Genomic DNA, 25,727 nt, shown 5'->3' with positions numbered 1-25,727 from the left:
CCCCCTTGTGGGGGAGGGACAGGGAGAGGGGTCTGCAGCGTCCGCGTCACGAGAGACACCCGCCGCATCATGACCATCCCCCCCACCGCCATCGCCGTCCGCGATCTCTCCCTCACCTTCCAGACCGGCGACGGCCCGGTCCACGCGCTGTCCCACATCGACCTTACCGTCGAGAAGGGCGACTTCGTGTCCTTCATCGGGCCGTCCGGCTGCGGCAAGACCACGTTGCTGCGGGTGATCGCCGATCTGGAGCGGGCGACGTCCGGGACGATCACCGTCAACGGCACGACGCCGGAACAGGCGCGACTGGCGCGGGCCTATGGCTACGTGTTCCAGGCGGCCGGGCTCTATCCCTGGCGCACGATCGCCGCCAACGTCGCCCTGCCGCTGGAGATCATGGGCCTGCCGAAGGCCGAGCGTGCCGCGCGGGTGGCAAAGAACCTCGCGCTGGTCAATCTCGCGGGCTTCGAGAACAAGTACCCCTGGCAGCTCTCCGGCGGCATGCAGCAGCGCGCCTCGATCGCCCGCGCGCTGGCGCTGGAGCCCGACCTCCTGCTGATGGACGAGCCCTTCGGCGCCCTCGACGAGATCGTCCGCGACCATCTCAACGAACAGCTCCTGAAGCTCTGGGCCGGCACGGCCAAGACGGTGGTGTTCGTCACCCACTCGATCCCGGAGGCGGTCTATCTCTCCACCAAGATCGTGGTGATGAGCCCGCGGCCGGGCCGGATCGAGGACGTCATCGTCTCCGACCTGCCGCGCGAGCGGCCGCTGGAAATCCGCGAGACCCCGGAGTTTCTGGCCCTCGCCCACCGCGTCCGCGAGGGCTTGCGCGCGGGGCACAGCTATGAGGATTGATCGTCTTCTGCGGGATGCAGGCTTGATCAGGTCTGTGCCCGTGGCCCCCTCATCCGGCCCTTCGGGCCACCTTCTCCCCGGGGGGGAGAAGATGGAGTTTGCGGCGACGAAAGCGCATCCGACACGCTCCCGGGGCGAAGGAACGTGGCAAGGCGCCAGCCAGAGGTTGATCTTCTCCCCATCGGGGAGAAGGTGGCGCGAAGCGCCGGATGAGGGGGCCTTCCCACTCGGCAAAGCCGCGCCGGATGAGGTAGCCTCGCCCCACGGCAAGACCCCACCCACCTCAACCCGCCACCACCCCCTCCAGATCCGGCCGCAGCACGACGCTCTCCTGCTCGTTGGGGTCCGTGCGGGCAATCACCGCGATCGCCGGCCTGTCGGAGAGGTTGGCCGGCAGGTGCGGGACGCCGGGGGGGATGTAGAACATGTCGCCGGCGCGCACGATGACGTGCTCGCGGAGGCCCTCGCCGTACCAGGTGTGCGCCTCGCCGGCGATCATGTAGATCGCGGTCTCGTGGTTCTCGTGGAGATGGGGCTTGGCCCGGCCGCCGGGGGGAATTTCGAGGAGATGCATGCAGATGCCGGTGGCGCCGACGGATTCGGCGGTGATCCCCTCCAGATAGTCGAAGCCCTGCTTGCCGGCATAGGTGCCGGCGGGCCGGATCAGTCGGCACTCCCTCGTCATCGCGCGCTCTCCCCCTTGCTTGCCCCGGACGTTCCGGCGGCGCTGACCGGGAGTGTGCCGTGACGACCGCCCTGTCCGTCAAGCCCGCGCCGGTGGCAACGCCGGGCTGGGTTTCGAACCATCTCCTGCCGGTTGCCGTCGTCGTCGCCGCGATCATCGCGCTCTGGTACGCCGGCGCCGTGGTGTTGAACGCGCCGCAGCAGCGCGACGCCTTCGCGCGGGCCAAGGTGAGCGACTACACCACCGTCGATCTCGTCCGCGAGACGCTGAACCAGAAGCGCCCGGTGATGCCCTCGCCGCATCAGGTGGCGGCCGAATTCTGGAAGGCGACGGTGCTGACCAAGCCGACCTCCAAGCAGAGCCTGATCTACCACGGCTGGATCACGCTCTCCTCGACGCTGCTCGGCTTTGCGGCCGGCACCCTGTTCGGCATCGGCCTTGCGGTCGCCATCGTCCATTCGCGGGTGATGGACAAGTCGCTGATGCCGTGGATCATCGCCTCGCAGACGATCCCGATCCTCGCCATCGCGCCGATGATCATCGTTGTGCTCAACGCGGTCGGCATCACCGGCCTGCTGCCGAAAGCGCTGATCTCGATGTATCTGTCGTTCTTCCCGGTGGCGGTCGGCATGGTGAAGGGGCTGAGATCGCCCGACGTGATCAACCTCGACCTGATGCGCACCTGGTCGGCCACCAAGGGGCAGATGCTGCTGAAGCTTCGGCTGCCGTCGTCGGTGCCGTTCCTGTTCACCTCCATGAAGGTCGGCATCGCCGCCTCGCTGGTCGGCGCCATCGTCGGCGAACTGCGACGGGCGTCGTCGCCGGCCTCGGCGCGCGGCTGCTTTCCGGCTCCTACTATGGCCAGACGGTGCAGATCTGGTCGGCACTGGTCGCCGCCTCGCTGCTGGCGGCCCTCCTCGTCGCGGTCGTCTCGGTGGCCGAGCGGATCGTGCTGACCCGGATGGGGGTGCGGCGATGACCACGCTGCTGATCATCCTCGCGCTGGTCGTCGCCGGCACCGCGCTGAACCTCTTCCTCGTGCGCCGCCCGTCGTCCGTGCCCACGCTGCGGCGTCTGGCCGATCTCGCGGTGCCGGTCGTGTTCGGGGTCACGCTGCTCGCCGTCTGGCAGGTGGCGGTCGACGGCTTTGCCATTCCGCCCGTGCTGCTGCCGAGCCCGTCGGCGATCTTCGCGAGAATCGTCACCGAATATCCGACGCTCTGGGCCGACTTCGAGCAGACGTTCCTCAAGGGCGCGCTCACCGGCTACGTGATCGGCTGCGGTTCCGGCTTTCTCGTCGCCCTGCTGGTCGACCGGATCGACTTCCTGAAGCGCGGCCTGCTGCCGGTCGGCAATCTCGTCTCGGCGCTGCCGATCGTCGGCGTCGCGCCGATCATGGTCATGTGGTTCGGCTTCGGCGTCGCCTCAAAGGCGGCGGTGGTCGTGATCATGACCTTTTTCCCGATGCTGGTGAACACGCTCGCCGGGCTGCAGGCCGCCAGTCGCATGGAGCGCGACCTGATGCACACCTATGCCGCCGGCCACGGCCAGGCGCTCGCCAAGCTGCGGCTGCCGGCGGCGATGCCCTTCGTGTTCAACGCGCTCAAGATCAACTCGACGCTGGCGCTGATCGGCGCCATCGTGGCCGAGTTCTTCGGCTCGCCGGTGGTCGGCATGGGCTTTCGCATCTCCACCGAGGTGGGGCGGCTCGCCATCGACATGGTCTGGGCCGAGATCGCGGTTGCCGCGGTCGCGGGATCCACGTTCTACGCCGTCGTCGGTCTCGCCGAGCGGTGGGTGACATTCTGGCATCCGTCCTTCCGGGCCCGCTGAGGCGGCCACGGGCGGGGACGGCAACAAAGGGGAGCAGTCAATGAAGAGGACACTCGCGCTTTCGCTCGGCCTCGCCGCCGCGCTGATGTCGGGCACCGCCTACGCCGCCGACACGGTGACGCTGCAGCTGAAATGGGTCACCCAGGCCCAGTTCGACGGCTACTATGTCGCCAAGGACAAGGGCTATTACGAGGAGGAAGGCCTCGACGTCACCATCAAGCCGGGCGGCCCGGACATCGCCCCCGAGCAGGTGATCGCCGGCGGCGGCGCCGACGTGATCGTCGACTGGGTGGCCGCGGCGCTTGCCGCCCGCGACAAGGGGCTGCCGCTCGTCAACATCGCCCAGCCGTTCAAGCATTCCGGCCTGATGCTGACCTGCCTCAAGTCGAGCGGCATCGCCACCCCGGCCGACTTCAAGGGCAAGACCCTCGGCGTCTGGTTCTTCGGCAACGAGTTGCCCTTCTATGCCTGGATGAAGCAGCTCGGCCTGCCGACCGAAGGGGGCGCCGACGGCGTCACCGTGATCAAGCAGGCCTTCAACGTCGACCCGCTGATCCAGAAGCAGGCCGACTGCATCTCGACCATGAACTACAACGAGTACAATCAGGTGCTGGAAGCCGGCATTCCGGCCGAGGAACTCGTGGTCTTCAAGTATGACGACGTCGGCGTGTCGCTGCTGGAAGACGGCCTCTACGTGATGGAGGAGAGCCTCAAGGATCCGGCCTTCGTCGACAAGATGGCGAAGTTCGTGCGCGCCTCGATGAAGGGCTTCACCTACGCCGCGGAGAACCCCGAGGAAGCCGGCCAGATCATCCTCGACAACGACGACACCGGCGCCCCAGACCCTCGAGCATCAGGTCTCCATGGCCAGGGAAATCGCCAAGCTGACCGATGGCACCGACGGCACGCTCGACATGGCCAAATACGAGCAGAGCGTGAAGATCCTGATCGACGCCGGCGTGATCACCAAGGCGCCGGAAGGCGCCACCACCACGGTGGTGACCGACAAGGCGAAGATGTGATCCCTCCGGTCGCGGCCCCGGCGTCTGTCTGGGTCGCGACCGGGTTCGCCCCGCATGCGCCGCACCCGCCGCCCGGGTGCGGCGTAGACATCGGCAATCTCCTGTCCTATAGCCTGCGCGCCCCGCAAACCGCTTACCTGCGCTCGTCAGCAGGAGTGAGCAGGAGAGAGATGATGATCGTTCTCAGTTTCCCCGACGGCTCGAAGCGCGAATACGAGCCCGGCGTGACCGGTGCGGAGATCGCCGCGGGCATCTCCAAGTCGCTGCTGAAGAAGGCCGTCGCCATGGCGCTGGACGGCGAGCTCGCCGACCTTGCCGATCCGATCCGCCACAATGCCGCGATCGAGATCGTCACCCGCGACGACCCGCGCGCGCTGGAACTGATCCGCCACGACGCCGCCCATGTGATGGCCGAAGCGGTGCAGGAACTGTTTCCCGGCACCCAGGTGACCATCGGCCCGGTGATCGAGAACGGCTTCTACTACGACTTCCTGCGCCCCGAGGGGCCGTTCACCCCGGACGAGCTGCCGAAGATCGAAGCGAAGATGCGCGAGATCATCGCCCGCGATGCCCCCTTCACCAAGGAAGTGTGGAGCCGCGACGAGGCGAAGGCGCATTTTTCGGCGCGCGGCGAGGCCTTCAAGGTCGAGCTGATCGACGCCATTCCCGCCGGGCAGGACCTCAAGATCTACCGCCAGGGCCAGTGGCTCGACCTCTGCCGCGGCCCGCACATGACCTCGACCGGCAAGATCGGCAATTCGTTCAAGCTGATGAAGGTGGCCGGCGCCTACTGGCGCGGCGACAGCAACAACCCGATGCTGACCCGCATCTACGCCACCGCCTTTGCCAACGACAACGATCTGGCCGCCTATCTCCACATGCTGGAGGAGGCCGAGAAGCGCGACCACCGCCGCCTCGGCCGTGAGATGGACCTGTTCCACTTCCAGGAGGAAGGCCCGGGCGTCGTCTTCTGGCACCCGAAGGGCTGGCAGCTGTTCCAGGACCTCGTCGCCTACATGCGCCGGCGGCTCCGGGATGACTATGCCGAGGTCAACGCGCCGCAGATCCTCGACAAGTCGCTGTGGGAAATCTCCGGTCACTGGGGCTGGTACAAGGAAAACATGTTCGCCGTGCAGTCTGCCGGCGACGAGGCCGAGGACAAGCGCATCTTCGCGCTGAAGCCGATGAACTGCCCCGGCCACGTGCAGATCTTCAAGCACGGCCTGAAGTCCTACCGCGACCTGCCGATCCGGCTCGCCGAATTCGGCGCGGTCCACCGCTACGAACCGTCGGGCGCCATGCACGGCCTGATGCGCGTGCGCGGCTTCACCCAGGACGACGCGCACATCTTCTGCACCGAGGAGCAGATGGCCGCCGAGTGCCTGAAGATCAACGACCTGATCCTGTCGGTCTATTCGCACTTCGGCTTCGACGAGATCATGGTCAAGCTCTCCACCCGTCCGGAAAAGCGGGTCGGCTCGGATGCGCTGTGGGACCACGCCGAGGAGGTGATGACCCGGGTGCTGGGGCAGATCGCCGAAAGCTCCGGCGGCCGGATCAAGACCGGGATCAACCCGGGCGAGGGCGCCTTCTACGGCCCGAAGTTCGAATACACCCTGAAGGACGCCATCGGCCGCGAGTGGCAGTGCGGCACCACCCAGGTCGACTTCAACCTGCCGGACCGCTTCGGCGCCTTCTACGTCGACAAGGACAGCGACAAGAAGACCCCGGTGATGATCCACCGCGCGATCTGCGGCTCGATGGAGCGGTTCCTCGGCATCCTGATCGAGAACTTCGCCGGCCATTTCCCGCTGTGGCTCTCGCCGGTACAGGTGGTGGTGGCGACCATCACCTCCGAAGCCGACGATTACGCGCAGAGGGTGCACGAGCGCCTGCGCAAGGCGGGCGTCCGCTCGGAAATCGACCTGCGCAACGAGAAGATCAACTACAAGGTCCGCGAGCACAGCCTCGCCAAGGTCCCGCTGATCTTCGTCTGCGGCAAGCGCGAGGCCGAGGAGTCCGGCATCAACGTCCGCCGCCTCGGCTCTCAGCATCCGAAAGCGATGACGCTGGACGAGGCGGTGGCAATGGTGGTGGCCGAGACCGTGCCGCCGGATCTGGTCGAGGCGTGACGAGGGCGCGCCACAGACGGCCTGAGGAAAGTGCGGCAGACGAGGCGACGTGTGATCACACTCAGCCTCTCCGCCGTCATTGCCGGGCTTGACCCGGCGACCCGCTGGCCTTTCCGCAGGGAACGACGGATCAGGCTCCGAAAGCCTGTCTCTCCATCGGGCGGTTTGCGATGTCGCATGGCCATGGGGTCGCCGGGGCAAGCCAGGCGATGACGGTGGAGGGGAAGAGCCACGACAGCGCCGCAGTCCTTGTCGGACACGGGGAGAAACGAGCGACCCTCAGTCCATCTCGCTGGACGTGTCGAGGTCGCTGGTCAGCACCTCGACGTCGCCGTTCGAGCCGGCCTTCACCTCGAAATCGCGCGAATAGACCGACTGGTCGTGCTTGGCGACGACGGTGTAGCCGCCCGAGGCGAGCACGAAGGTGGGGAAGGCGCCGATGCCTTCGGTGACGATGTCGCCGCCCGGCGTCAGCACCGACCAGCGGGTGTCGGCGATCGCCTCGCCGCCCGGCGCGTTGACGAGCTTCAGCGTCACCTCGGCGGCGTTCTGTTCCAGCTCCAGTTCCGTGAGCTTGCCGGCCTGCACGTCGATGTCGGCCCGCACCGTCGCGTTGACCTCGCCGTAGCGGCTGACGATGTGGTAGCGACGGGCCGGCAGGCGCACGATCTCGCCGGCCGGGATGTCCTCGGCCACGACCCGGCGCTCGCCCACCTCGTTGTAATCCATCATGTAGACGTCGAAGCGCAGCTTTTCGGAAGAGATCTGCTCCTCGTCGGCGTTGCGCGCCGCCAGCCGCAGGCCGCCGGCGTTCAGCACGGCGGATTCGCGTTCGATGCCGCCATCGACCACCGCGTGGATCGTGGTCGAGGCATAGCCGAAGTCGCAGTGGACGAGATAACTGCCGGGATCGAGCTCGAAGCTGTGCTCGCCGCCTTCGGCCGAGCCGACCAGCGGCAGCTTGCCGTCTGCGCCGGGGTCGGCCCCGTAGACCCGCCAGACGACGCCGCTGGCGATCGGCGCGCCGTCCTCGGTGAGGCGGGCGGAGACGAGCAGTTCGGGCTTCTTCAGCGGCGATTCGAGCTGAAGCCCCTGCAGCGGGTCGTCCGTGGACGGCGCGTAGGGCAGGGCGGCCGGATTGGTCCGGCTCGGAAACTCGAAGGCGCCGCCTTCGCCGGGCGAGGGTGGCCGGGCCGGCTCGATCGGGTCGGGGCCGAGGATCAGCGGGCCAACGCCCTGCGGCGCAAAGCCGGGCATCCGCGTCTCCGGGATGCCACCATCGTTGCCGAAACCGCCGAAACCGCCGGGGCCGCCGCCCAGACTTCCACCCGGTCCACCGAGGCCGCCACCCGGACCACCGCCGGGCCCGCCGAACTGCTGGGCGTTCGCCGGCAGCGGGGCGAGCGCAAGCATGACAACAAGCAGCGCAGGCGCGAGGGGCGCACGCAAGGGCGAGGCCGCCGTTCGGGCTGCCGCAGTGCCGTGGGAGATGTGACCGGAGACGTGCCTGAAACACATGTTGTCTTCAATCGTCAAAATTGATGGCAAATTCAAGCCCGTCTGCATCGCCTGATGCGACCTGTCCGAAATGCTCCACTGGCGGAGGACCGGGCCTTCCCCCTATATCGGCAAACGACAGCCTGCCTGCGCGTCGCCCGGCCGCAGACCGACCCTTCCTGACGGAGCCTTCCGACCCATGACAGATGCCCTCGACCTGCTTTCGACCCGGCGCTCCATCTCTGCCCCCTTCCTCGCCGAACCCGGACCGGACGCGGACCAGCTCGACACGCTGCTGACCATCGCCTCGCGCGTTCCCGACCACGGCAAGCTCGCGCCCTGGCGCTTCATCCTCTATCGCGGCGATGCCCGCCGGGCTGCCGGCGAGGCGCTCGCGGCCCTGCTGGTTGCCCGCGATCCGGCCACCGAGACACGGCGTCTCGACGAGGAGCGCGGCCGTTTCGCGCGCGCCCCGCTCGTGGTCGGCGTCGTCAGCCGCGCGGCCGAGCATGTGAAGATCCCGGTCTGGGAGCAGCAGCTGTCCGCGGGCGCCGCGGCGATGAACCTCGTCACGGCCGCCCACGCCATGGGCTTTGCCGCCCAGTGGGTCAGCGAATGGTGCGCCTACGACGCCGAGGCCGCCGCGATCCTCGGCCTGCGCGCCGGCGAACGCTTCGCCGGCTTCGTCCACATCGGCACGCCGACCGTGCCGCCGCAGGACCGGCCGCGCCCGGCGCTGGACGAGATCGTCACCGACTGGGTGCCCGCCTGATGTTCTACGATCCGCGCCACGAGCCGCACGGGCTGCCGCATGATCCGTTCCACGCCATCGTCGTGCCGCGTCCGATCGGCTGGATCTCCACGCGCGCGGCGACGGGCGTCGCCAACCTTGCGCCCTACAGCTTCTTCAACGCCTTCTCCACGAACCCCTATATCGTCGGCTTTTCCAGCACGGGCCGGAAGGACACGATCGCCAACGTCGAGGCGACCGGCGCCTTCGTCTGCAATCTGGCGACCTTCGACCTGCGCGCGGCGATGAACGCCTCGTCGGCGCCGGTCGGGCCGGAGGTCGACGAGTTCGTGCTCGCCGGCCTGACGGCGGTGCCCTCGCGTCTCGTCGCGGCGCCGCGGGTGGCGGAGGCGCGGGTCGCCCTCGAGTGCCTCCACACCGGGACCATCCCCCTGCGCGATGCCGCCGGGGGCCGCGAGCGGGCATGGCTGGTGCTCGGCGAGGTGGTCGGCATCCACATCGACGATTCGATTCTGAAGGACGGCATGATCGACACGGCGGCGCTGATGCCGATCGCGCGTCTCGGTTACCGCGACTATGCGGTCGTCGACCGGGTGTTCGCGATGGACCGGCCGAAAGCCTGAGACCGGCGCATTTTCAAGGTCATGTCCCGGCGCTGCACGGGCAGCGTCTTGGTGGAGCTGTCCGCAACACTACGCACACCCGGCAGATTTTGCCGGGTGAAATCGCGGAATTAAGATCTCGTTAACCATGATGGCCGATGCTCCCGGTAACGAAACCCGTCCCGGGGGGCCGGTGCCATGAAGCCGATTTTCAGCGAGCTCTACACGTCGACTCCGTCGACCGCCGGTCGAAAGTCGGCGGCGACCGTCGCCTCGCGCATCGACCAGGCCTTCGAGACCGCCGGCGACACCGATGTCGGCAGTCGCATCGCCCAGGCCTTCGACGCCGCGAGCGACAGCACCGGCACCTCCTTCGAATATCTGGTCAAGACCGCCCAGCGCGAATCCGCGATGAACCCGGAGGCGAAGGCCAGGACCTCCTCGGCCACGGGCCTGTTCCAGTTCATCGAGAGCACCTGGCTGGAGACGCTGAAGAAATCCGGCGAGGAACTCGGTCTCGGCCGCTTCGCCGACCAGGTCACCGTCACCGAGAGCGGCAAGTACACGGTCGCCGATCCCAAGCTGCGCCAGGAAATCCTCGCCCTGCGCAAGGATCCGGAAATCTCCTCGATGATGGCCGGGGCACTCACCCGCCAGAACGCCCAGTTCCTCAACGGCCGGATCGGCCGCGAGCCGAGCGACGGCGAACTCTACATCGCCCATTTCCTCGGGGCCGGCGGCGCCGCCAAACTGATCCGTCTGGCGGAAAGCGCGCCGGAGATGGACGCCGCGCAGGTCTTTTCCAAGCAGGCCGCCGCGAACCGCAGCATCTTCTATGAAAAGGACGGCTCCGGCCGCTCGGTCGCCGAGGTCTACGACCGGCTGGTGACGAGCCACGATTCGCCGACGCGGACCATGCTCGCGGCCATGCCGAAGGCCGGCGAGACCACCGCGGCGACGGCCTACGCCGACTCCAACACCGGCACGGACGGCACCGCCGCCTCGCGGGTGGCCTCCGGCTGGCGCGCGGCCGATCCGGACGCTGCCTTCGACGCCCTGTTCCGCAACGACGGCGGCGCGGCGGTGCCGCTCGCCTCCGCCTTCTGGAAGGGCTTCGCCGCGACCCCGGGCCTGTTCGCGCTGGCCGTTGCCGAGGACGATGCCGCGGCCACCGCCGCCGCCGTGCCCGGCCCGCTCTCCACCTCGCCCTCGCTGGTCAGCCATTCGGCCGTCGCTGCCGGCATCCCGGCCGACGCGCCGCTCGATCTCGGCCAGTTCCTGAAGCCCGAAGCGCGCCGCCGCATCTGAGTTCGGCGGGCCACGGGCCGGCGCCGACATGGTCAACAAGTCCTTCTCGGGCATGGTGAACCACTCGTTAAGACCCCTCATGACATTCTCGCAGCATGACGAGGCGCCCGGGTGACGGGCAGGTTCGGGGTGTGCGCGTGAAGCTCGTGCGACAGTACCTCAAGTGGATGGAAACGGCCCCGGCCGTGCGACGCGCCGAGGCGGTGTGGCCGCTGGTGCGCGCCTATTTCACCGTCGAGATGCCGGAGGAGGAGCGCGAGGCGATCGAGGCGGCGATGACCGTCCTGCTCGACGACCGCAGCCCCGACGTACGCCGTGCCCTTGCCGAGGCGCTGGCCATCCAGCCTGACGCCCCGCGCCACCTGATCATCGCCCTCGTGCAGGACCAGCCCGACGTCGCCATCGCGGTGCTCGGCCGCTCGCCGCTGCTGATGGATGCCGAACTGATCGATGCGGTCGCAACCGGAACGCCGGACGTGCAGACCGCCATCGCCCGCCGGCCGCGGGTGTCCAGCCCGGTGTCGGCCGCCATCTGCGAGGTCGGCGGTCTGGACTCCGTCAAGGCGCTGGTCGGAAATCCCGGCGCGGCCATCGCCCAGATCAGCTTCCGCCGTGCCGTGGAACGCTGGGGCCGCGCGGAGGACCTGCGCCGGCTGCTGTTTGCCCGCCGCGACCTGCCGATCGCCGCCCGTCAGGCCCTCATCCGCATCCTCACCGAACAGATCGGCGAACGCGCCCGCGACGACGGCAGCATGCCCGAACGCCGCGTCGACACCCTCATCCGCGATGCCTGCGACAAGGCGACGATCGCGCTTCTCGACGGGGCGGCCGAGTCCGATCTCGTCGCGCTGGTGGAGCATCTGCGCGTCAGCGGCCAGCTGTCCACGTCGCTGCTGGTGCGCGGCATGTGCGCCGGCCACATCCGCTTCTTCGAGGCAGCATTGGCCAGCCTTGCCGACATGCCGGCACCCAAGGTCTATGCCATCCTGCTCGACGGTCGCGAGGCGAGCCTGCTGGCCCTGTTCGAGCGGGCCTCGCTGCCCGAGCGGGCCTTCCCCGCCTTCGTGGCGGCGCTGGAGGTCTGGCGCGATCTCGACTACGACGCGCGGCCCGGCGACCGCTTCCGCTTCTCGCGGCGGATGCTGGAACGGATCCTGACGCGCTACCAGGACTTCTCCCACTCCGATCTCGACGACCTGCTGGCGATGCTGCGCCGCCTTGCCGCCGATGCGGCCCGCGAAGCGGCGCGCGGCTATGTCTCGGAAGTCGTGCGCGAGGATGCCGTCGTGCGCCTGATGCCGGCCGCCGCCGAGGAGCGGATGGCCGACAACGACGACGACATGGACCTCGAAGCCGGATCGAACGAGAACGTCTACGACGACGACGCCGACGACATGGATGCCGACGATTTCGTCCCGTCTCCGGGCGATCATCGGCGCGCCGCCAGCGCGGCCGCCTGAGAGGGCAGTCCGAGGCTGTTCCTGACGGGGGAGGTTTCCCGCGTGGTCGCCGCCGTCAGGCGCGGGACTGGGCGGCGGTGATGAATTCGCGGGTCACGTCGGTGAGGCGGGAGGCGAGGGCGGCACCGATCCGGTTGCTCTCGTCGCGGGCGTCCTCGCGCACGATCGCCCGCATCGCATCCACATGCTGGTTGATCAGCATTTCCGGGATCGCCTGCCCTGCGGGGAGTTCCTCGAACAGCGCGCAGAGGCTCGCCGCGACGGTCGCGGCCAGCGGAAAGCCGAGCGTCGCGCCCTGGCCCTTGATGTCGTGGACCCGGCGGTAGAAGGCTTCGCGCGCCTCGTCGTCCTGCATGCCCGTCTCGCCGACCTTGGTCCAGGCCGCCTCGAGCATCTCGATCTCGTCCTCGATCCAGATCCGGAAGCTGCCGGACAGCTTCTGCATCGCGGCCTCGGCGCGGGCCACCGGATCGTCGCCGGGCGCGCGCGTGGGCATCTCGCGGCATTTCTTGCGCAGGTCGACCACCGCCGGAATGCGCTCGCCGGTGTCCGCCGCAGCGGTGCTCGCAGCCTTCGCCATATTCGTTGCCGGCGGCGACCGCCGTCCCCTCTTGATCACTGTCCGAAGACTAGCCGAGCCCCTTTAACAGGGCTCTAATGGGGACGGCCGATCCGAAGGCGGGATCGCGTCAGTGATCGAACTGCTCGTTGAGGATCCGCTCGTCCCAGCTGTGGTCGTGATCGAACAGGATCAGGCTCTTCTGCTCGGCGTCCTCGCGGATGCTGACGTTCTTGACGCGGCGGATCTCGGTATGGTCGGCCACCGCGCTCACCGGCCGCTTTTCCGGCTCGAGGATCTCGATGTCCACCTTCGCCCGATTCGGCAGGATCGCGCCGCGCCAGCGCCGCGGCCGGAACGGGCTGATCGGCGTCAGCGCGAGCAGGGGGGCGTTGATCGGCAGGATCGGCCCGTGGGCGGAGAGGTTGTAGGCGGTGGAGCCGGCCGGAGTCGCGACGATGATGCCATCGCAGATCAGCTCTTCCAGCCGCACCCGGTCGTCGACCGTCACCCGCAGCTTGGCGGCCTGGTAGATCTGCCGCAGCAAGGCCACCTCGTTGATCGCCTTGGCCTGATGCACGACGCCGTTCATGTCGGTCGCCGTCAGGATGAGGGGATGAACCTCCGTGACGACCGAGGCGCGCAGGCGCTCGCGCAGGTCGGAACTTGCATAGTCGTTCATCAGGAAGCCGACCGAGCCCCGGTTCATGCCGTAGAGCGGCTTGCCGGTGTTCATGAAGGTGTGCAGCGACTGCAGCATCATGCCGTCGCCGCCGAGCACGACGATATAGTCCGCCTGATCGCGCGGGACGACGCCATAGAGCTCTTCCAGCTGGCGCTTGGCCGTCCGGGCCTCCTCGGTGCGGGCCGCAAGGAAGGCGATCCGCTCCGTTCCACCGTTGCTTGCGACGCCCATGATCCCTCTTATCGCCGCCTCCGGCTGCACTGGCGCTGTGCCAGACGGCCCTGCGGGCGCTACCATGGCCCAGACCCCCCGCGAAGGCAAAGGCGAAAACCGTGCAGCGGCACGGCGCCGCTCCCGCCACGCGGCGGAATGGCGCCTGCGGCATCATCCAGCGCAAGTGATTGATCGGCGCGGCGAAAATCTGCTGGAAGCGCCCTGCCACCGGTCGCCCGCCCGCGACGTTCCCTCAGATCCGGGATCAAGGCGGCGCACGCCGGCCGGGGCGCTTTGCATTCTCCGCCGCGATTGCCTAAATCAGGCCGGCCCCGCATTCGCCCCGTGCGCCGCGGACAGGACCGCCCGCCCGGCCGCCGCCCAGCCGGGCGCTTTGGCCGCGCAGCAGATGGAGACCGATCCGATGAACCGTTCCCTGGTCCGCGCGAGCGCGATCGCCCTTGCCGCCGCGCTCGGGTTCGCCATGCCGGCGCATGCCGCCGAACGCACCCTGCCGTCCTCGCAGGCGGAGATCCAGCTCTCCTTTGCGCCCGTGGTGAAGCAGGTGGCACCCGCCGTGGTCAACGTCTACGCGACACGCGAGGTCGCCGCGCGCGCCTCGCCGCTGTTCGACGATCCCTTCTTCCGCCAGTTCTTCGGCCGCGATCCGCGCCAACAGCTGCAGCCGCAGCGGCGCCAGCAGAATTCGCTCGGGTCGGGCGTGATCGTCGATCCGTCCGGCATCATCATCACCAACAACCACGTGATCGCCGACGGCACCGAGGTGAAGATCGCGCTCGCCGACCGCCGCGAGTTCGAGTGCGACGTCATCCTGAAGGACAAGGAACTCGATCTCGCCGTGCTGAAGATCCGCGATCCGCGCGGCGATCTGCCCTCGGTGCCGATCGGCGAATCCGATGCGCTGGAGGTCGGCGACATCGTGCTGGCCATCGGCAATCCCTTCGGCGTCGGCCAGACCGTGACCCAGGGCATCGTGTCGGCGCTGGCCCGCACCCGCGTCGGCATCGCCGACTACCAGTTCTTCATCCAGACCGACGCGGCCATCAACCCCGGCAACTCCGGCGGCGCGCTGATCGACATGAGCGGCACCCTCGTCGGCATCAACACCGCGATCTTCTCGCGTGGCGGCGGCTCCAACGGCATCGGCTTTGCCATTCCGTCGGACATGGTCAAGGTCGTGCTCGAATCGGCCAAGCGCGGCAGCACGGTGCAACTGCCCTCGATCGGCGTGGACATGCAGCCGGTCACCGCCGAGATCGCCGAAAGCCTCGGTCTTGACCGCCCGACCGGCGTGCTGATTGCGACTCTCGATCCCGGCGGCCCGGCCGAGAAGGCCGGTCTCCAGCCCGGCGACCGCATCGTCAGCGTTGGCGGCGTCGAGGTGTCGGACCCGCGCGAATTCAACTATCGCCTCGCCACCATCGGCGTCGGCAACGTCGCCGACATCGAGATCGACCGCGACGGCCGCATCGACCACCTGAAGATCACGCTGCAGGCGCCCAAGAAGGTGGAGCGGCCGCAGGAGGTACGTGTCCAGGTGCGCGGTCCCTTCGCGGGAACGACGATCGCCGACGTCACCCCGGGGATTGCCCGCGAACTCGGCGTTCCCGGCGAGCCCTCCGGCGTGCTGGTGACGCGGATCGATCCGCGCTCGCCGGCGGCACGGGTCGGCATCGCGCCGGGCGACGTGGTGCTGGCGATCAACGGCGAGGAGGTGGTCACGACCGCCGACTTCATGCGCCTTGCCCAGACCTCGCCGCTGCTGTGGCGCGTCACCGTCAACCGTCAGGGCCGGGTCATCCGCATGGCCTTCCGATGAGCGACCTGTTCTCGGGCGGCCTGCCGCCGGCGCGCAAACCGGGCGAGGGGACCGGCACGGGGCCGGCCCCGGCCGCGTCCGCCGACGCGCCCCGGCCGCTCGCCGACCGGCTGCGCCCGGGAAAGCTTGCCGAGATCGTCGGTCAGGATCACCTCGTCGGGCCGCAGGGCACCATCACCCGGATGCTGCGCTCCAGCAGCCTCGGCTCGCTCATCCTCTGGGGCCCGCCGGGCACCGGCAAGACCACGGCCGCCCGGCTGCTTGCCCGCGAGACCGATCTCGCCTTCGACCAGATCTCGGCGATCTTTTCCGGCGTCGCCGACCTCAAGAAGGTGTTCGAGACGGCGCGCATGCGCCGGGCGAACGGACGCGGCACGCTTCTGTTCGTCGACGAGATCCACCGCTTCAACCGCGCCCAGCAGGACAGCTTCCTGCCGGTGATGGAGGACGGCACCGTCACCCTCGTCGGCGCGACAACGGAAAACCCGTCCTTCGAGCTCAACGCCGCGCTTCTGTCGCGGGCCCATGTGATGGTGTTCCATGCGCTGGGGCCCGAGGCGATCGAGGCCCTGTTTGCCCGCGCCGAAGAGGCGATCGGCCGGCCGCTGCCGCTCGACGCGGGCGCCGCGCGGCGCTGGCGCGGATGGCCGACGGCGACGGGCGCGCGGCGCTGACGCTTGCCGAAGACGTGTGGCGCGCGGCGGGCGAGGGCGAGACCTTCGACGCGGCCATGCTGCAGGAGATCGTGCAGCGGCGCGCGCCGGTCTACGACAAGGCGGCGGACGGCCACTACAATCTCATTTCGGCCCTGCACAAGTCGGTGCGCGGCTCCGATCCGGACGCGGCGCTCTACTATCTCTGCCGCATGCTCGATGCCGGCGAGGACCCGCTCTACCTGGCGCGGCGCATCATCCGCATGGCGGTGGAGGACATCGGCCTTGCCGATCCGCAGGCGCTGGTGCAGGCGAATGCCGCCCGCGATGCCTACCAGATGCTCGGCAGCCCGGAAGGCGAACTCGCCATCGCCCAGGCGGTGGTCTATGTGGCGAGCGCGCCGAAATCCAATGCGCTCTACACCGCCTACAAGGCCGCCACGAGGGCCGCCAAGGAAAGCGGCTCCCTGCTCCCGCCCAAGCACATCCTCAACGCCCCGACCAAATTGATGAAGTCGGAAGGCTACGGCGACGGTTACCGCTACGACCACGACGAGCCGGACGCTTTTTCCGGCCAGAACTATTTCCCCGAGAAGCTCGGCCGCCAGAGTTTTTACCGTCCGGTCGAGCGCGGCTTCGAGCGCGATCTCGCCAAGCGCATGGACTTCTGGGCCCGGCTGCGCCGCGAGCGCGGCGAGGACTGATCGCGCCGGTCAGTTGCCCGCCCGGTCACGGTCTTCGGCAAGGGTATGCGCGACAATGGCGTTGGCGTGACCATGTCCCATCCCGTGCTGCTCCTTCAGCATGGCGACGAGCTCCATGTGTCTGGCAGGCAGGGCCGAACGGACCAGCGCCTTCCAGTCGGCAATCGGCCGGCCGTAGGTCTTCTCGATCGAGGGAAAGTAGGACGCCGGGCCCTTGATCTTCTCGTCGCTCATGAAGGCAGATCCTCGCTGTGTTCGTTCTTCCGGCCAGTTGGAACGCTCTCTGCGTGTTCGAAGGCATCCCGGAACCCGGCCGACGACACCTTGCCGAGGATCCGCATCAGCGCCGCCGCGTCCTCCTCGCCGACCAGCGTCTCGAAGCGCCGCTGTGCCTTCCGCCACATCGCCTCGGCCTCGGACAGCCGGGCGACGCCCGTCTCCGTGAGCGAGACCCGCCGCACGCGCCGATCCTTCGGATCCGGCGCCAGCGTCACCAGCCCGTCGCGCAGGAGCGGCTTCAGCGTGTGGCCGAGCGCGGAAAGGTCCATCACCAGCGCCGCCGCCAGCGGCTGGAGGGCCGGGCTGCCCGTGCGGCTGATCTGCGCCAGCAGCGAGAACTGCGTGCCGCGCAGGCCGCTCGGCCCGATCGCGTCGTCGTAGAGCTGGCCGAGCTGGCGCGCGGCGCGGCGCACGGCGCTGTTGGCGCACAGCGCCCAGACACCGCAGGTCAACGCCGTCTCGTCGCCGGCGCTGCTCCCCGAAACGTCCTTCGTTGCGTCGGTCGTCACATCATCCTCGAGATTTTGTCATTCCGTGAAGCTTGCCACGGCAGCACGCACTCTTGCCATCCACCGTGATCCGGATTATTGGTGGCATATACCAATAAATGAGCCCCGCAAAGGACCATCCCATGAGCACTTCGGCAAACTCCCTCGGTACCGCTCTCGTCACCGGCGCCTCGTCCGGCATCGGTGCCGTCTATGCCGATCGCCTCGCGCACCGCGGCTACGATCTCCTCCTCGTCGCCCGCAACGGCGAGCGCCTTGCCGCGCTGGCCGATCGCCTGTCCGCCGAGACCGGGGTGAAGGCCGAGGTTCTGACGGCCGACCTTTCCTCGCGTGCCGATCTTGGCCGGGTGGAGCAGCGCCTGCGGGACGATGCGGCCATCACCATGATCGTCAACAACGCCGGCTTCGGCGAAATGGACGGCCTGCTGCAGAGCGACACCGGGGCGCTTGACTCCATGATCGACGTCAACGTGGTGGCGGTGAACCGGCTGGCGGTCGCGGCGGCGCAGACCTTTGCGCCGCGCGGCAGCGGGGCGATCATCAACATTGCTTCGGTGGTCGCGCTGATTCCGGAGCGGGTCCACGGCACCTACAGCGCCACCAAGGCCTTCGTGCTGACCCTGACCCAGGCGATCCACGCCAACGTTGCCGAACGCGGCGTGAAGGTGCAGGCCGTGATGCCGGGAGTCACCCGCACCGCATTCTTCGAGCGGGCAGGCGGCTCGGTCGATGCGCTGCCGCCGGAGATGGTGATGGACGTCAACGATCTGGTTGACGCGGCGCTGGCCGGCTTCGATCAGGGCGAACTCGTCACCATCCCGTCGCTGCCCGATGCCGGCGAATGGGAGACCCTGACGCAGGCCCGGGCCGCGATGGCGCCGAACCTGTCGCTGCGCACGCCGGCGGCGCGGTATCTCCACCGCGGTTGATGCGGCCTGACACCCTTCGGACGGCGGCCGAACTCCGGCCGCCGATCCGCTGTCCACCGGAGGAACCGGCAGCGGGGCAGACCTTACAGGTCGATGATCGGCGCAAATCCTCCGAAGATCATCCGCTTGCCGTCGAACGGCATGCCCTTGCCGTATTCTTCCATCGCGGGATCGGTCATCAGCGCCTGCATGGCTGCGTCGCGCACCTCCTTGGACGGATACTCGACCCAGCTGAACACCACCGTCTCGCCGTCCTCGGCCTGCACCGACCGGCGGAAATCGGTCAGCTTGCCGTCCGGAACGTCATCGCCCCAGCACTCCACCACCCGCGTCGCGCCGCGTTCCTTGAGCCAGACCGCGAACTGGCTGGCGAAGGTCCTGTAGACCTCCTTGTTTTCGGTCGGGACGGCGACGACGAAGCCATCGACATAGGACATTGCTTCTCTCCCTTCTGGTCGGCAATCCGGCTGGAAAGTCCGCATGGGGCCTCGCCCCGCATGCTTGACTGAAAAGTTGATATCAACATAATTGATCCATGTCAAAACCGATTCCCTTCGAGACCACGATCGAGGTGCGTGACGCCTGCCTCTGCCTGCATCTGCAGCGGGCGGCGCGGGTGGTGGCGCGCGTGTTCGACGATGCCTTCCGCCCTCACGGGCTGACCAGCGGTCAGTTCTCGCTGCTGATGTCGCTGAACCGGCCCGAGCCGCCGCCGATCGGCGCGGTGGCGCAGCTTCTGGCGATGGACCGCACCACGCTCACCGCCGCCCTGAAGCCGCTGGAGCGTGACGGCCTGCTGCGGGTGATTGCCAACCCCGCCGACCGGCGCTCGCGTCTGCTGGTCCTCACGGATGAGGGGAGGGAGCGTCTCGCCGCGGCCGTGCCGGTGTGGCGGGAGACGCACCGCCGGATCGAGGCCGACCTGCCAGGTGATGCGGACGGACTGCGCCTCGCGCTCGTGGCGCTGTCGAAGGTCACCTAGCCGTTCCGGCTGATGTATGCTGAGGTCCGAAGGTGACACCGGGACGCCCTGAGACTCCAGCCCGTGAAGGAGATGCCGAGATGACCGGCACGACGCAGGTGACGCCCTTCCTGATGTTCGAGGCCGCGCCGAGGAGGCGCTCGACTTCTATGTGACCGTGGTGCCGGGCAGCCGGATCGAGTGGGTCCGGCGCTACGGTCCGCAAGGACCGGGGCCGCATGGGTCGGTGATGCTGGCGCGGGCGGTGATTGGGGGCCTGCCGGTGCTGGCGAGCGACAGCTTCGTGTCGCACGCCTTCAGCTTCACGCCCTCGCTGTCGCTGTTCACCGACTGCACCGACGCCGAGCAACTGGACCGGATCGTCGCGGCGCTCGGGGAGGGCGGTACGGAACTGATGCCCGCTGGCGACTACGGCTTCAGTCGCCGCTTTGCCTGGGTCAACGACCGCTTCGGCGTCTCGTGGCAGGTGAACCTTCCATGAGAGACCGTCGCGGAGGTCACAATCCCATGCAGAGATACTTGATCTCCAGATAGTCCTCGATGCCGTATTTCGAGCCCTCGCGCCGAGGCCCGACTGCTTGACGCCGCCGAAGGGGGCCTCGGCGGTGGAGATCAGCCCGGTGTTGATGCCGACGATGCCGTATTCCAGCTTCTCGCCGACCCGCCAGACCCGGCCGATGTCGCGCGAGTAGAAATAGGAGGCAAGGCCGAATTCGGTGTCGTTGGCGAGCCGGATCGCCTCGTCCTCGGTCGAGAAGCGGATCAGCGGGGCGAGGGGCCCGAAGGTCTCCTCCCGCGAGACGATCATCTCCGGCGTGACATCAGCCACCACCGCCGGGGCGATGAAGTTGCCGCCGAGCGAGTTGCCGCCGGTCAGCACGGTGGCGCCCTTGGCCACCGCGTCGTCGAGATGCTCGCGCACCTTGGCGACGGCCTTCTCGTCGATCAGCGGGCCGAGGGTGACGCCCGCGTCGAAGCCGTTGCCGACCTTGAGCTTCTTCACCGCCGCCACTAGCTTTTCGGCAAAGGCGTCATAGACGCCGGCCTGCACGTAGATGCGGTTGGCGCAGACGCAGGTCTGGCCGTTGTTGCGGAATTTCGCCACCATCGCCCCCTCGACCGCCTTGTCGAGATCGGGGTCGTCGAAGACGATGAAGGGCGCGTTGCCGCCAAGCTCGAGGCTGAGCTTCTTGATCGTGTCGGCGCTCTGGCGCATCAGCACGCGGCCGACCTCGGTGGAGCCGGTGAAGCTGATCTTCTGCACGATCGGGCTTGCGGTCATCACCCCGCCGATCGCCCTGGCGTCGCCGGTGACGATGTTGAGAACGCCCGGCGGCAGGCCGGCTTCCTCCGCCAGCACTGCCATGGCCAGCATGGAATAGGGCGTCTGGCCGGCGGGTTTCGCCACCATGGTGCAGCCGGCGGCCAGGGCCGGGCCGGCCTTGCGGGCCAGCATGGCGTTGGGGAAATTCCACGGCGTGATCGCGGCGGTGACGCCGATCGGCTGCTTGATCGCGACGATCCGCCGGTCGCCCCACGGCGAGGGGATCGTGTCGCCATAGACCCGGCGGCCTTCCTCGGCGAACCACTCGATGAAGCTGGCGCCATAGAGGACCTCGCCGCGCGCCTCGGGCACCGGCTTGCCCTGTTCGGCGGTCATGATTCTCGCCAGATCGTCGGCGTGGGCCACCATCAGGTCGGCCCAGCGCTTGAGGATCACCGCGCGCTCCTTCGCGCTGGTCGCCGCCCAGCCCGGAAAGGCCGCCGCGGCCGCGTCGATCGCCTGCGTCGTCTCGTCCGCGCCCATCTTCGGCACGCTGCCGATCGCCGCGCCCGTCGCCGGATCGACCACCGTCTCGGTCGCGCCGCTCGCCGCGTCGCGCCAGCTTCCGCCGATCACGGCCTGCTCGCGGAAAAGGTCGGTGCGGGAAAGGGAAAGCGTCATCGTCGTCTCCGTCGCGGATCACGGCGCCGCGCCAGGGCGGCTTCGGAGGGGGAACGGATCACGGAAGCCGTGGTTCCGCAAGAGGCGTGGGCGACGGAGCGGACGCGTGTCTCTTGAAAATGTACGGTAAATTGACGTACATTGAGGCGCAAGGAGAGTGATCATGTCGCAAGAATCCCGCACCGCGCGCATCGAAGCCCGCATCGCGCCGGAGACGCTGGCCATCGTCAAGCGCGCCGCCGAGATGGAAGGGCGCAGCGTCAGCGATTTCATCGTGTCTGCCGCGCAGGATGCGGCGCGGCGCACCATCGAGGATCATGCCGTCATTCGCCTGTCTGTCGAAGATCAGGCGCGCTTCGTCGACCTGCTTCTCGATCCGCCGGAACCTTCCGATGCGTTGCGTCGCGCGAAGGAAGCCCATGAGGCGCTGATCGTGGAGACGCGATAGCCGTGCCGTTCATCATCGAGGCGCTGGCGTCCCGGCATGACCGGAAGGGCTTTTCCTGCGGCGTCCCGCCGCTCGACCGCTATCTGAAGGAACAGGCCGGTCAGGACATCAAGCGGCGCGCAGCGCTTTGCTACATTGCGCACGAGCCGGAATCGGACCGCATCGCCGGCTATTACACGCTTTCGGCGGGCGACGTCGCCTTGCAGGATATTCCCGACGACGTCGCCCGCCGTCTGCCGCGCTATCCGGTCGTTCCTGTTGCCCGGGTCGGACGGCTTGCCATTGATACGGAGTTTCAGGGCAAGCGTCTTGGCGCGGCGATGCTGTGGGATGCCGCGCAGAAGGCCATGCGCGCGGAATTGGGTGTCTTCGCACTGGCTGTGGATGCCAAGGACGAGCAGGCGGCAGCGTTCTATCGACATTCGGGCTTCATCGCCTTGCAGCCGAATTCGCTTCGGCTGTTTCTGCCACTTCAGACGATCGCAAGCTTGCGATGAACGGATGATGATCGCGGCCGGCCGCGGATGCCAGAAGAAAGCCAGCCGCGCCGTTTCCGGCCGATTCCGCCTTCCGCCATAGCCAATCGCCCACCGCGCATGCTATTTGCGGGCGAAATCGCTGCTAAGCCGCGAACGGAAATCGTCTTGTCTCCACTCCACATCGCCCTCGTCGCCGCCGGCGGCGCTCTTGGCTCCGTCCTGCGCTATGCCTTCGGCATTGCCGCGACGCGCCTTCTCGGTCCGAACCTTCCCTTTGGAACCTTCGGCGTCAACGTGATCGGTTCCTTCGTCATGGGTGTGTTCATCGGCCTGTGGGCGCTGAAGTTCTCCGGCACGGAGGCCGTGCGCCTGTTCGTGGCGGTCGGCCTCCTCGGCGGCTTCACCACCTTCTCGTCCTTCTCGCTCGATGCCGTGACGCTCTACGAGCGCGGCGCCATGGCCACCGCCGCCGGCTATGTGGTCGGATCGGTGATCCTGTCGCTGGCCGCGCTGTTCGCCGGCCTCAGTCTTGCGAGGGCCCTCGCATGAGCGCGCCCTCGATGAAGGTGGAAATGGTGACCGTGGGCAAGGACGAGGCCGGCATGCGCCTCGACCGCTGGTTCAAGGAACACTATCCCGGCCTCGGCTTCGGCCATCTGCAGAAGCTGCTGCGCTCCGGCCAGGTGCGCGTCGACGGCGGCCGGGTCAAGGCCGACAGCCGCGTGCAGCCGGGGCAGGTGGTGCGCGTGCCGCCGCTTCACGCCGGCGACGGCGCCCCCGTGGCCTTCGACGCCTCCGGCGCGCCGATGGCCCGGCCCAAGCAGACGCCGTCCGCCGACGAGGAGCAGTATCTGCGCCAGCTGCTGCTCTACGAGGACGAGCATGTCTTCGTGTTCAACAAGCCCGCCGGCCTTGCCGTGCAGGGCGGCTCGGGCATGACGCGCCACATCGACGGCATGCTGGAAGCCTTCCGCGACCGCAAGGGCGTGAAGCCGCGCCTCGTCCACCGGCTCGACCGCGAAACCTCGGGCTGCCTGCTGGTCGCCCGCTCGCGGCTGGCCGCGGCCACGCTGGCGCGCACCTTCCAGACCCGCTCGGCCCGCAAGATCTACTGGGCGCTGGTCTACGGCGCCCTGAAGCCCAAGCAGGGCAAGATTTCCTCCTATCTCAAGAAGGAGGCGACGCCGGACGGCGAGACGATGCGCATCGCCAGGCATGGCGAGAAGGATGCCCAGCACGCCGTCACCTACTATTCGACCGTGGAGGCGGTGGCGCAGAAATTCACCTGGGTGACCATGAAGCCGGTGACGGGCCGCACCCACCAGCTGCGCGTCCACATGCAGTCGATCGGCCATCCGATCATCGGCGATCCGCGCTATTTCAACATCGAGAACTGGGAATTCCCGGGCGGCATCCAGAACCGGCTGCACCTGCTGGCGCGCCGCCTGACGATCCCGCATCCGGCCGGCGACGGCGTGATCGACGTCACCGCCCCGCTGCCGCCGCACATGATCCAGAGCTGGAACAGCTTCGGCCTCGACGTCGAGCAGCCGGGCAAGGGCGATCCGTCCTTCCCGGAGGATTGAGGGGACCGGAGGATTGAACGGGCCCGCCGATCCGGGTCTTCAGGGTGCGACGTCGTGTCCTGTCGCGCGGGCTGAGCATTGCACCGCGGCGGGTGCGGCGTTACTGATCCGATGGGGAGGAAGCGGCGGCGCGCTGGTCGTGCCCCGCGTCCCGCTTGGGGAAGCAGTGTCCCGCTTGGGCAAACAGTCAAGAGGACGTCAGGGATGAAGAAGATGTTCGCGGCTCTCGTCGCCGGTCTCGTGGCGCTCGCGCCGCTCGCCGCCGCGGCTCACGGGCCGACCCGCCAGAAGGTGACCGAGACCATCGAGATCAACGCGCCGGCCGACAAGGTCTGGGCCGTGGTCGGCAACTTCCAGGACATGAGCTGGCATCCGGCCGTGACGAGCACCGAAGGCACCGGCGGCAACGATGTCGGCGCCAGCCGCAAGCTGACGCTCCAGGGTGGCGGCGTGCTGGAGGAAGGGCTCGAGAAATACGACGCGGCCAAGATGATGCTGTTCTACCGCATCACCAAGGACGACGTGAAGGTGCTGCCCGTCACCAACTATTCCTCGCGCATCACCGTGAAGGACCTCGGCGGCAAGTCCGAGGTGACCTGGTGGGGCGCCTTCTACCGCGGCTATCCCAACAATGACCCGCCGGCCGAGCTCAGCGACGAAGCCGCGCTCAACGCCGTGACCGGCGTCTACAAGAGCGGCCTCGAAGGCCTCAAGAAGAAGCTCGAGAGCGGCACCTGATGGTGGCTCGCGTGCCTTTCCGGCGGTTGGGGGCGGGCCTTGTGCTCGCCCTTTTCGTTTGGGCAGCCGCCGCCCGCGCCGACGAGGCCTTCGTCACCAACCAGCTGTCGGACAGCGTGTCGGTGGTGGACCTCGGCAGCTTCGACGTCGTCGGCACGATCCCCGTGGTCGGCAAGCCGGCCGGGGTGGTCGTGTCCAACGACGGCCGCCGCGCCTATGTGACCAGCCCCGAAGGCCTGTTCGTGTCGGTGATCGACACCGCCGCCCGCAGGGTGATCCACGAGATCCCGGTGGAACACGGCTATCTCGGCATCGCGATCGCCGCCGACGACCGCCGCCTGTTCGTCGCCGACTGGTATCGCCACCGCGTGACGGTGTTCGACACCCAGAGCTTTGCCCGGCTCGCCGACATCGCGGTCGGCAAGTCGCCCTCGGGCATGTGGGTGACCGCCGACGGCAGGCGCCTCGTCACCTGCGACCGCGATTCCGACAGCCTCTCGGTCATCGATCTCGCCACGCTCACGGTCGAGGCCAGCGTGACGGTCGGCGGCCGGCCCTTCGCGGTGACGGTGACCGGCGACGGCCGCACCGCCTTCGTCGCCAATGTCGCGACCGACGACGTCTCGGTGGTGGATCTGACAAGCATGACCGAGGTGACCCGCATTCCGGTCGGCGACACGCCCTATGGCGTCACCATCGCCGGTGGCCACGGCTTCGTCACCGACCAGCACGCCGGCACCATGACCGTGTTCGACGTTGCCGCACGGGCGCCGGTGGAGACCCTCGACATCGGCGGCTTCCCCGAAGGCATCACCGCCAGCCTCGACGGCACGAAGGTCTATGTCGCCAACTGGGACCTCAACACCCTCTCGGAAATCGACGCTTCCACGCGCGAAGTCCTGCGCGAGGTCGAGGTCGGGGAGGGCCCCCGCGCCTTCGGACAGTTCGTGCGCCGGACGCCCTAGGGCGTCCGGTCGCGTGACAAAACGCGTGATCGGATGCGTGTCCATTTTTTCGGGTGTCGCCGCCG

Annotated in this window: 24 protein-coding genes and 4 pseudogenes; 20 read left to right on the top strand and 8 right to left on the bottom strand. The window is 68.2% G+C overall.

Annotated features, from left to right (window positions below; all coding sequences use genetic code 11):
- Positions 1 to 69 precede the first annotated feature (69 nt).
- Positions 70 to 858 carry an ABC transporter ATP-binding protein gene (locus tag A6302_RS02905; RefSeq protein WP_069305788.1) on the top strand — a complete coding sequence of 263 codons (789 nt, stop codon included), beginning with the start codon at positions 70 to 72 and terminating at the stop codon, positions 856 to 858.
- Between the two features lie 283 nt (positions 859 to 1,141).
- Here the strand turns inward: A6302_RS02905 and A6302_RS02900 are convergent, their stop codons facing one another.
- A complete protein-coding gene (locus A6302_RS02900; protein WP_069305787.1) occupies positions 1,142 to 1,543 on the bottom strand; it encodes a cupin domain-containing protein in 402 nt (133 codons plus the stop codon).
- A 59-nt stretch (positions 1,544 to 1,602) separates the two neighbouring features.
- Here A6302_RS02900 and A6302_RS02895 point away from each other — a divergent pair.
- From A6302_RS02895 to thrS, 4 genes and pseudogenes are all read left to right on the top strand, one after another.
- Positions 1,603 to 2,522, top strand: a pseudogene (locus tag A6302_RS02895) (ABC transporter permease).
- Entirely contained in the window at positions 2,519 to 3,376 is an 858-nt protein-coding gene (locus A6302_RS02890; RefSeq protein WP_069305786.1) for an ABC transporter permease, read from the top strand. The pseudogene A6302_RS02895 and the gene A6302_RS02890 overlap by 4 nt, the downstream one beginning before the upstream one ends.
- A gap of 40 nt (positions 3,377 to 3,416) precedes the next feature.
- Positions 3,417 to 4,398 (top strand): annotated as a pseudogene (locus A6302_RS20950) (ABC transporter substrate-binding protein).
- A gap of 173 nt (positions 4,399 to 4,571) precedes the next feature.
- Entirely contained in the window at positions 4,572 to 6,530 is a 1,959-nt protein-coding gene (gene thrS / locus A6302_RS02885) for a threonine--tRNA ligase (RefSeq protein ID WP_069305797.1), read from the top strand.
- Positions 6,531 to 6,809: 279 nt separating this feature from the next.
- Here the strand turns inward: thrS and A6302_RS02880 are convergent, their stop codons facing one another.
- Positions 6,810 to 7,979, bottom strand: a complete 1,170-nt coding sequence (locus A6302_RS02880) for a hypothetical protein (protein WP_069305785.1) — start codon at positions 7,977 to 7,979, stop codon at positions 6,810 to 6,812.
- 247 nt (positions 7,980 to 8,226) lie between these two features.
- On the opposite strand from A6302_RS02880, the gene A6302_RS02875 reads away from it, so the two are divergent.
- From A6302_RS02875 to A6302_RS02860, 4 genes are all read left to right on the top strand, one after another.
- Positions 8,227 to 8,799 (top strand): nitroreductase family protein, encoded by a 573-nt coding sequence (locus A6302_RS02875; protein WP_069305784.1) that lies wholly within the window; start codon positions 8,227 to 8,229, stop codon positions 8,797 to 8,799.
- Positions 8,799 to 9,401: a flavin reductase family protein gene (locus A6302_RS02870; protein ID WP_069305783.1), complete on the top strand. Its 603-nt coding sequence runs from the start codon at positions 8,799 to 8,801 to the stop codon at positions 9,399 to 9,401. Before A6302_RS02875 ends, A6302_RS02870 begins: the two co-directional genes overlap by 1 nt.
- 177 nt (positions 9,402 to 9,578) lie before the next feature.
- Complete coding sequence (locus tag A6302_RS25115; RefSeq protein ID WP_069305782.1) at positions 9,579 to 10,688, top strand: transglycosylase SLT domain-containing protein; 1,110 nt, start codon at positions 9,579 to 9,581, stop codon at positions 10,686 to 10,688.
- Positions 10,689 to 10,825: 137 nt separating this feature from the next.
- Complete coding sequence (locus A6302_RS02860) at positions 10,826 to 12,148, top strand: DUF2336 domain-containing protein (RefSeq protein WP_169833481.1); 1,323 nt, start codon at positions 10,826 to 10,828, stop codon at positions 12,146 to 12,148.
- Between the two features lie 55 nt (positions 12,149 to 12,203).
- On the opposite strand, the gene A6302_RS02855 is transcribed toward A6302_RS02860, so the two are convergent.
- Together A6302_RS02855 and A6302_RS02850 are read right to left on the bottom strand one after the other, a co-directional pair.
- Positions 12,204 to 12,728, bottom strand: coding sequence for an Hpt domain-containing protein (locus A6302_RS02855; protein ID WP_069305780.1), 525 nt, complete (start codon positions 12,726 to 12,728; stop codon positions 12,204 to 12,206).
- Positions 12,729 to 12,837: 109 nt separating this feature from the next.
- Positions 12,838 to 13,623, bottom strand: coding sequence for an NAD kinase (locus A6302_RS02850; protein ID WP_069305779.1), 786 nt, complete (start codon positions 13,621 to 13,623; stop codon positions 12,838 to 12,840).
- 406 nt (positions 13,624 to 14,029) lie between these two features.
- Here A6302_RS02850 and A6302_RS02845 point away from each other — a divergent pair, with 406 nt between their 5' ends.
- Together A6302_RS02845 and A6302_RS02840 are read left to right on the top strand one after the other, a co-directional pair.
- Positions 14,030 to 15,445 (top strand): DegQ family serine endoprotease, encoded by a 1,416-nt coding sequence (locus tag A6302_RS02845; protein ID WP_069305796.1) that lies wholly within the window; start codon positions 14,030 to 14,032, stop codon positions 15,443 to 15,445.
- A pseudogene (locus A6302_RS02840) lies at positions 15,442 to 16,802 on the top strand (replication-associated recombination protein A). The gene A6302_RS02845 and the pseudogene A6302_RS02840 overlap by 4 nt, the downstream one beginning before the upstream one ends.
- Before the next feature lie 9 nt (positions 16,803 to 16,811).
- Here the strand turns inward: A6302_RS02840 and A6302_RS02835 are convergent.
- Positions 16,812 to 17,036, bottom strand: coding sequence for a DUF4287 domain-containing protein (locus A6302_RS02835; RefSeq protein ID WP_069305778.1), 225 nt, complete (start codon positions 17,034 to 17,036; stop codon positions 16,812 to 16,814).
- A complete protein-coding gene (locus A6302_RS02830; RefSeq protein ID WP_069305777.1) occupies positions 17,033 to 17,590 on the bottom strand; it encodes a MarR family winged helix-turn-helix transcriptional regulator in 558 nt (185 codons plus the stop codon). Before A6302_RS02830 ends, A6302_RS02835 begins: the two co-directional genes overlap by 4 nt.
- A gap of 122 nt (positions 17,591 to 17,712) precedes the next feature.
- On the opposite strand from A6302_RS02830, the gene A6302_RS02825 reads away from it, so the two are divergent.
- On the top strand, positions 17,713 to 18,519 hold the full coding sequence (locus A6302_RS02825; RefSeq protein WP_069305776.1) for an SDR family NAD(P)-dependent oxidoreductase: 807 nt from the start codon (positions 17,713 to 17,715) through the stop codon (positions 18,517 to 18,519).
- Positions 18,520 to 18,602: 83 nt separating this feature from the next.
- Here the strand turns inward: A6302_RS02825 and A6302_RS02820 are convergent, their stop codons facing one another.
- On the bottom strand, positions 18,603 to 18,956 hold the full coding sequence (locus tag A6302_RS02820) for a DUF1428 domain-containing protein (protein WP_069305775.1): 354 nt from the start codon (positions 18,954 to 18,956) through the stop codon (positions 18,603 to 18,605).
- Positions 18,957 to 19,054: 98 nt separating this feature from the next.
- Here A6302_RS02820 and A6302_RS02815 point away from each other — a divergent pair, with 98 nt between their 5' ends.
- Positions 19,055 to 19,501: a MarR family winged helix-turn-helix transcriptional regulator gene (locus tag A6302_RS02815; RefSeq protein ID WP_069305774.1), complete on the top strand. Its 447-nt coding sequence runs from the start codon at positions 19,055 to 19,057 to the stop codon at positions 19,499 to 19,501.
- 151 nt (positions 19,502 to 19,652) lie between these two features.
- Entirely contained in the window at positions 19,653 to 19,982 is a 330-nt protein-coding gene (locus A6302_RS20940) for a VOC family protein (RefSeq protein WP_342586201.1), read from the top strand.
- A gap of 16 nt (positions 19,983 to 19,998) precedes the next feature.
- On the opposite strand, the pseudogene A6302_RS02805 reads toward A6302_RS20940, so the two are convergent.
- Positions 19,999 to 21,446 (bottom strand): annotated as a pseudogene (locus tag A6302_RS02805) (NAD-dependent succinate-semialdehyde dehydrogenase).
- Between the two features lie 163 nt (positions 21,447 to 21,609).
- Here A6302_RS02805 and A6302_RS02800 point away from each other — a divergent pair.
- The 6 genes from A6302_RS02800 (at position 21,610) to A6302_RS02775 (ending at position 25,662) form a co-directional block, all read left to right on the top strand.
- Positions 21,610 to 21,894 carry a type II toxin-antitoxin system TacA family antitoxin gene (locus A6302_RS02800; RefSeq protein WP_069305772.1) on the top strand — a complete coding sequence of 95 codons (285 nt, stop codon included), beginning with the start codon at positions 21,610 to 21,612 and terminating at the stop codon, positions 21,892 to 21,894.
- A 2-nt stretch (positions 21,895 to 21,896) separates the two neighbouring features.
- The gene (locus tag A6302_RS02795) at positions 21,897 to 22,391 is read left to right on the top strand and encodes a GNAT family N-acetyltransferase (protein ID WP_245293882.1); all 495 of its coding nucleotides are present in this window, start codon (positions 21,897 to 21,899) and stop codon (positions 22,389 to 22,391) included.
- A gap of 147 nt (positions 22,392 to 22,538) precedes the next feature.
- The gene (crcB, locus tag A6302_RS02790) at positions 22,539 to 22,922 is read left to right on the top strand and encodes a fluoride efflux transporter CrcB (RefSeq protein ID WP_245293881.1); all 384 of its coding nucleotides are present in this window, start codon (positions 22,539 to 22,541) and stop codon (positions 22,920 to 22,922) included.
- Positions 22,919 to 23,959 (top strand): RluA family pseudouridine synthase, encoded by a 1,041-nt coding sequence (locus A6302_RS02785; RefSeq protein WP_069305769.1) that lies wholly within the window; start codon positions 22,919 to 22,921, stop codon positions 23,957 to 23,959. The genes crcB and A6302_RS02785 overlap by 4 nt, the downstream gene beginning before the upstream one ends.
- 204 nt (positions 23,960 to 24,163) lie before the next feature.
- Complete coding sequence (locus A6302_RS02780; protein ID WP_069305768.1) at positions 24,164 to 24,697, top strand: SRPBCC family protein; 534 nt, start codon at positions 24,164 to 24,166, stop codon at positions 24,695 to 24,697.
- 41 nt (positions 24,698 to 24,738) lie between these two features.
- Complete coding sequence (locus A6302_RS02775; RefSeq protein WP_245293880.1) at positions 24,739 to 25,662, top strand: YVTN family beta-propeller repeat protein; 924 nt, start codon at positions 24,739 to 24,741, stop codon at positions 25,660 to 25,662.
- Positions 25,663 to 25,727: the final 65 nt, after the last annotated feature.

The sequence above is a fragment of the Methylobrevis pamukkalensis genome (assembly GCF_001720135.1).
Classification (GTDB): domain Bacteria; phylum Pseudomonadota; class Alphaproteobacteria; order Rhizobiales; family Pleomorphomonadaceae; genus Methylobrevis; species Methylobrevis pamukkalensis.
The sequence above is the reverse complement of the archived record's forward strand: the minus strand, read 5'-3'. Positions and strand labels throughout refer to the sequence as shown.

What these genes read in the sequence shown, in the direction of transcription:
- A6302_RS02905 (WP_069305788.1), top strand. Translation starts at nt 70, where the DNA reads ATGACCATCCCCCCCACCGCCATCGCCGTCCGCGATCTCTCCCTCACC.
- A6302_RS02900 (WP_069305787.1), bottom strand. Translation starts at nt 1,543, where the DNA reads ATGACGAGGGAGTGCCGACTGATCCGGCCCGCCGGCACCTATGCCGGC.
- A6302_RS02890 (WP_069305786.1), top strand. Translation starts at nt 2,519, where the DNA reads ATGACCACGCTGCTGATCATCCTCGCGCTGGTCGTCGCCGGCACCGCG.
- thrS (WP_069305797.1), top strand. Translation starts at nt 4,572, where the DNA reads ATGATCGTTCTCAGTTTCCCCGACGGCTCGAAGCGCGAATACGAGCCC.
- A6302_RS02875 (WP_069305784.1), top strand. Translation starts at nt 8,227, where the DNA reads ATGACAGATGCCCTCGACCTGCTTTCGACCCGGCGCTCCATCTCTGCC.
- A6302_RS02870 (WP_069305783.1), top strand. Translation starts at nt 8,799, where the DNA reads ATGTTCTACGATCCGCGCCACGAGCCGCACGGGCTGCCGCATGATCCG.
- A6302_RS25115 (WP_069305782.1), top strand. Translation starts at nt 9,579, where the DNA reads ATGAAGCCGATTTTCAGCGAGCTCTACACGTCGACTCCGTCGACCGCC.
- A6302_RS02855 (WP_069305780.1), bottom strand. Translation starts at nt 12,728, where the DNA reads ATGGCGAAGGCTGCGAGCACCGCTGCGGCGGACACCGGCGAGCGCATT.
- A6302_RS02850 (WP_069305779.1), bottom strand. Translation starts at nt 13,623, where the DNA reads ATGGGCGTCGCAAGCAACGGTGGAACGGAGCGGATCGCCTTCCTTGCG.
- A6302_RS02845 (WP_069305796.1), top strand. Translation starts at nt 14,030, where the DNA reads ATGAACCGTTCCCTGGTCCGCGCGAGCGCGATCGCCCTTGCCGCCGCG.
- A6302_RS02835 (WP_069305778.1), bottom strand. Translation starts at nt 17,036, where the DNA reads ATGAGCGACGAGAAGATCAAGGGCCCGGCGTCCTACTTTCCCTCGATC.
- A6302_RS02825 (WP_069305776.1), top strand. Translation starts at nt 17,713, where the DNA reads ATGAGCACTTCGGCAAACTCCCTCGGTACCGCTCTCGTCACCGGCGCC.
- A6302_RS02820 (WP_069305775.1), bottom strand. Translation starts at nt 18,956, where the DNA reads ATGTCCTATGTCGATGGCTTCGTCGTCGCCGTCCCGACCGAAAACAAG.
- A6302_RS02815 (WP_069305774.1), top strand. Translation starts at nt 19,055, where the DNA reads ATGTCAAAACCGATTCCCTTCGAGACCACGATCGAGGTGCGTGACGCC.
- A6302_RS02800 (WP_069305772.1), top strand. Translation starts at nt 21,610, where the DNA reads ATGTCGCAAGAATCCCGCACCGCGCGCATCGAAGCCCGCATCGCGCCG.
- A6302_RS02785 (WP_069305769.1), top strand. Translation starts at nt 22,919, where the DNA reads ATGAGCGCGCCCTCGATGAAGGTGGAAATGGTGACCGTGGGCAAGGAC.
- A6302_RS02780 (WP_069305768.1), top strand. Translation starts at nt 24,164, where the DNA reads ATGAAGAAGATGTTCGCGGCTCTCGTCGCCGGTCTCGTGGCGCTCGCG.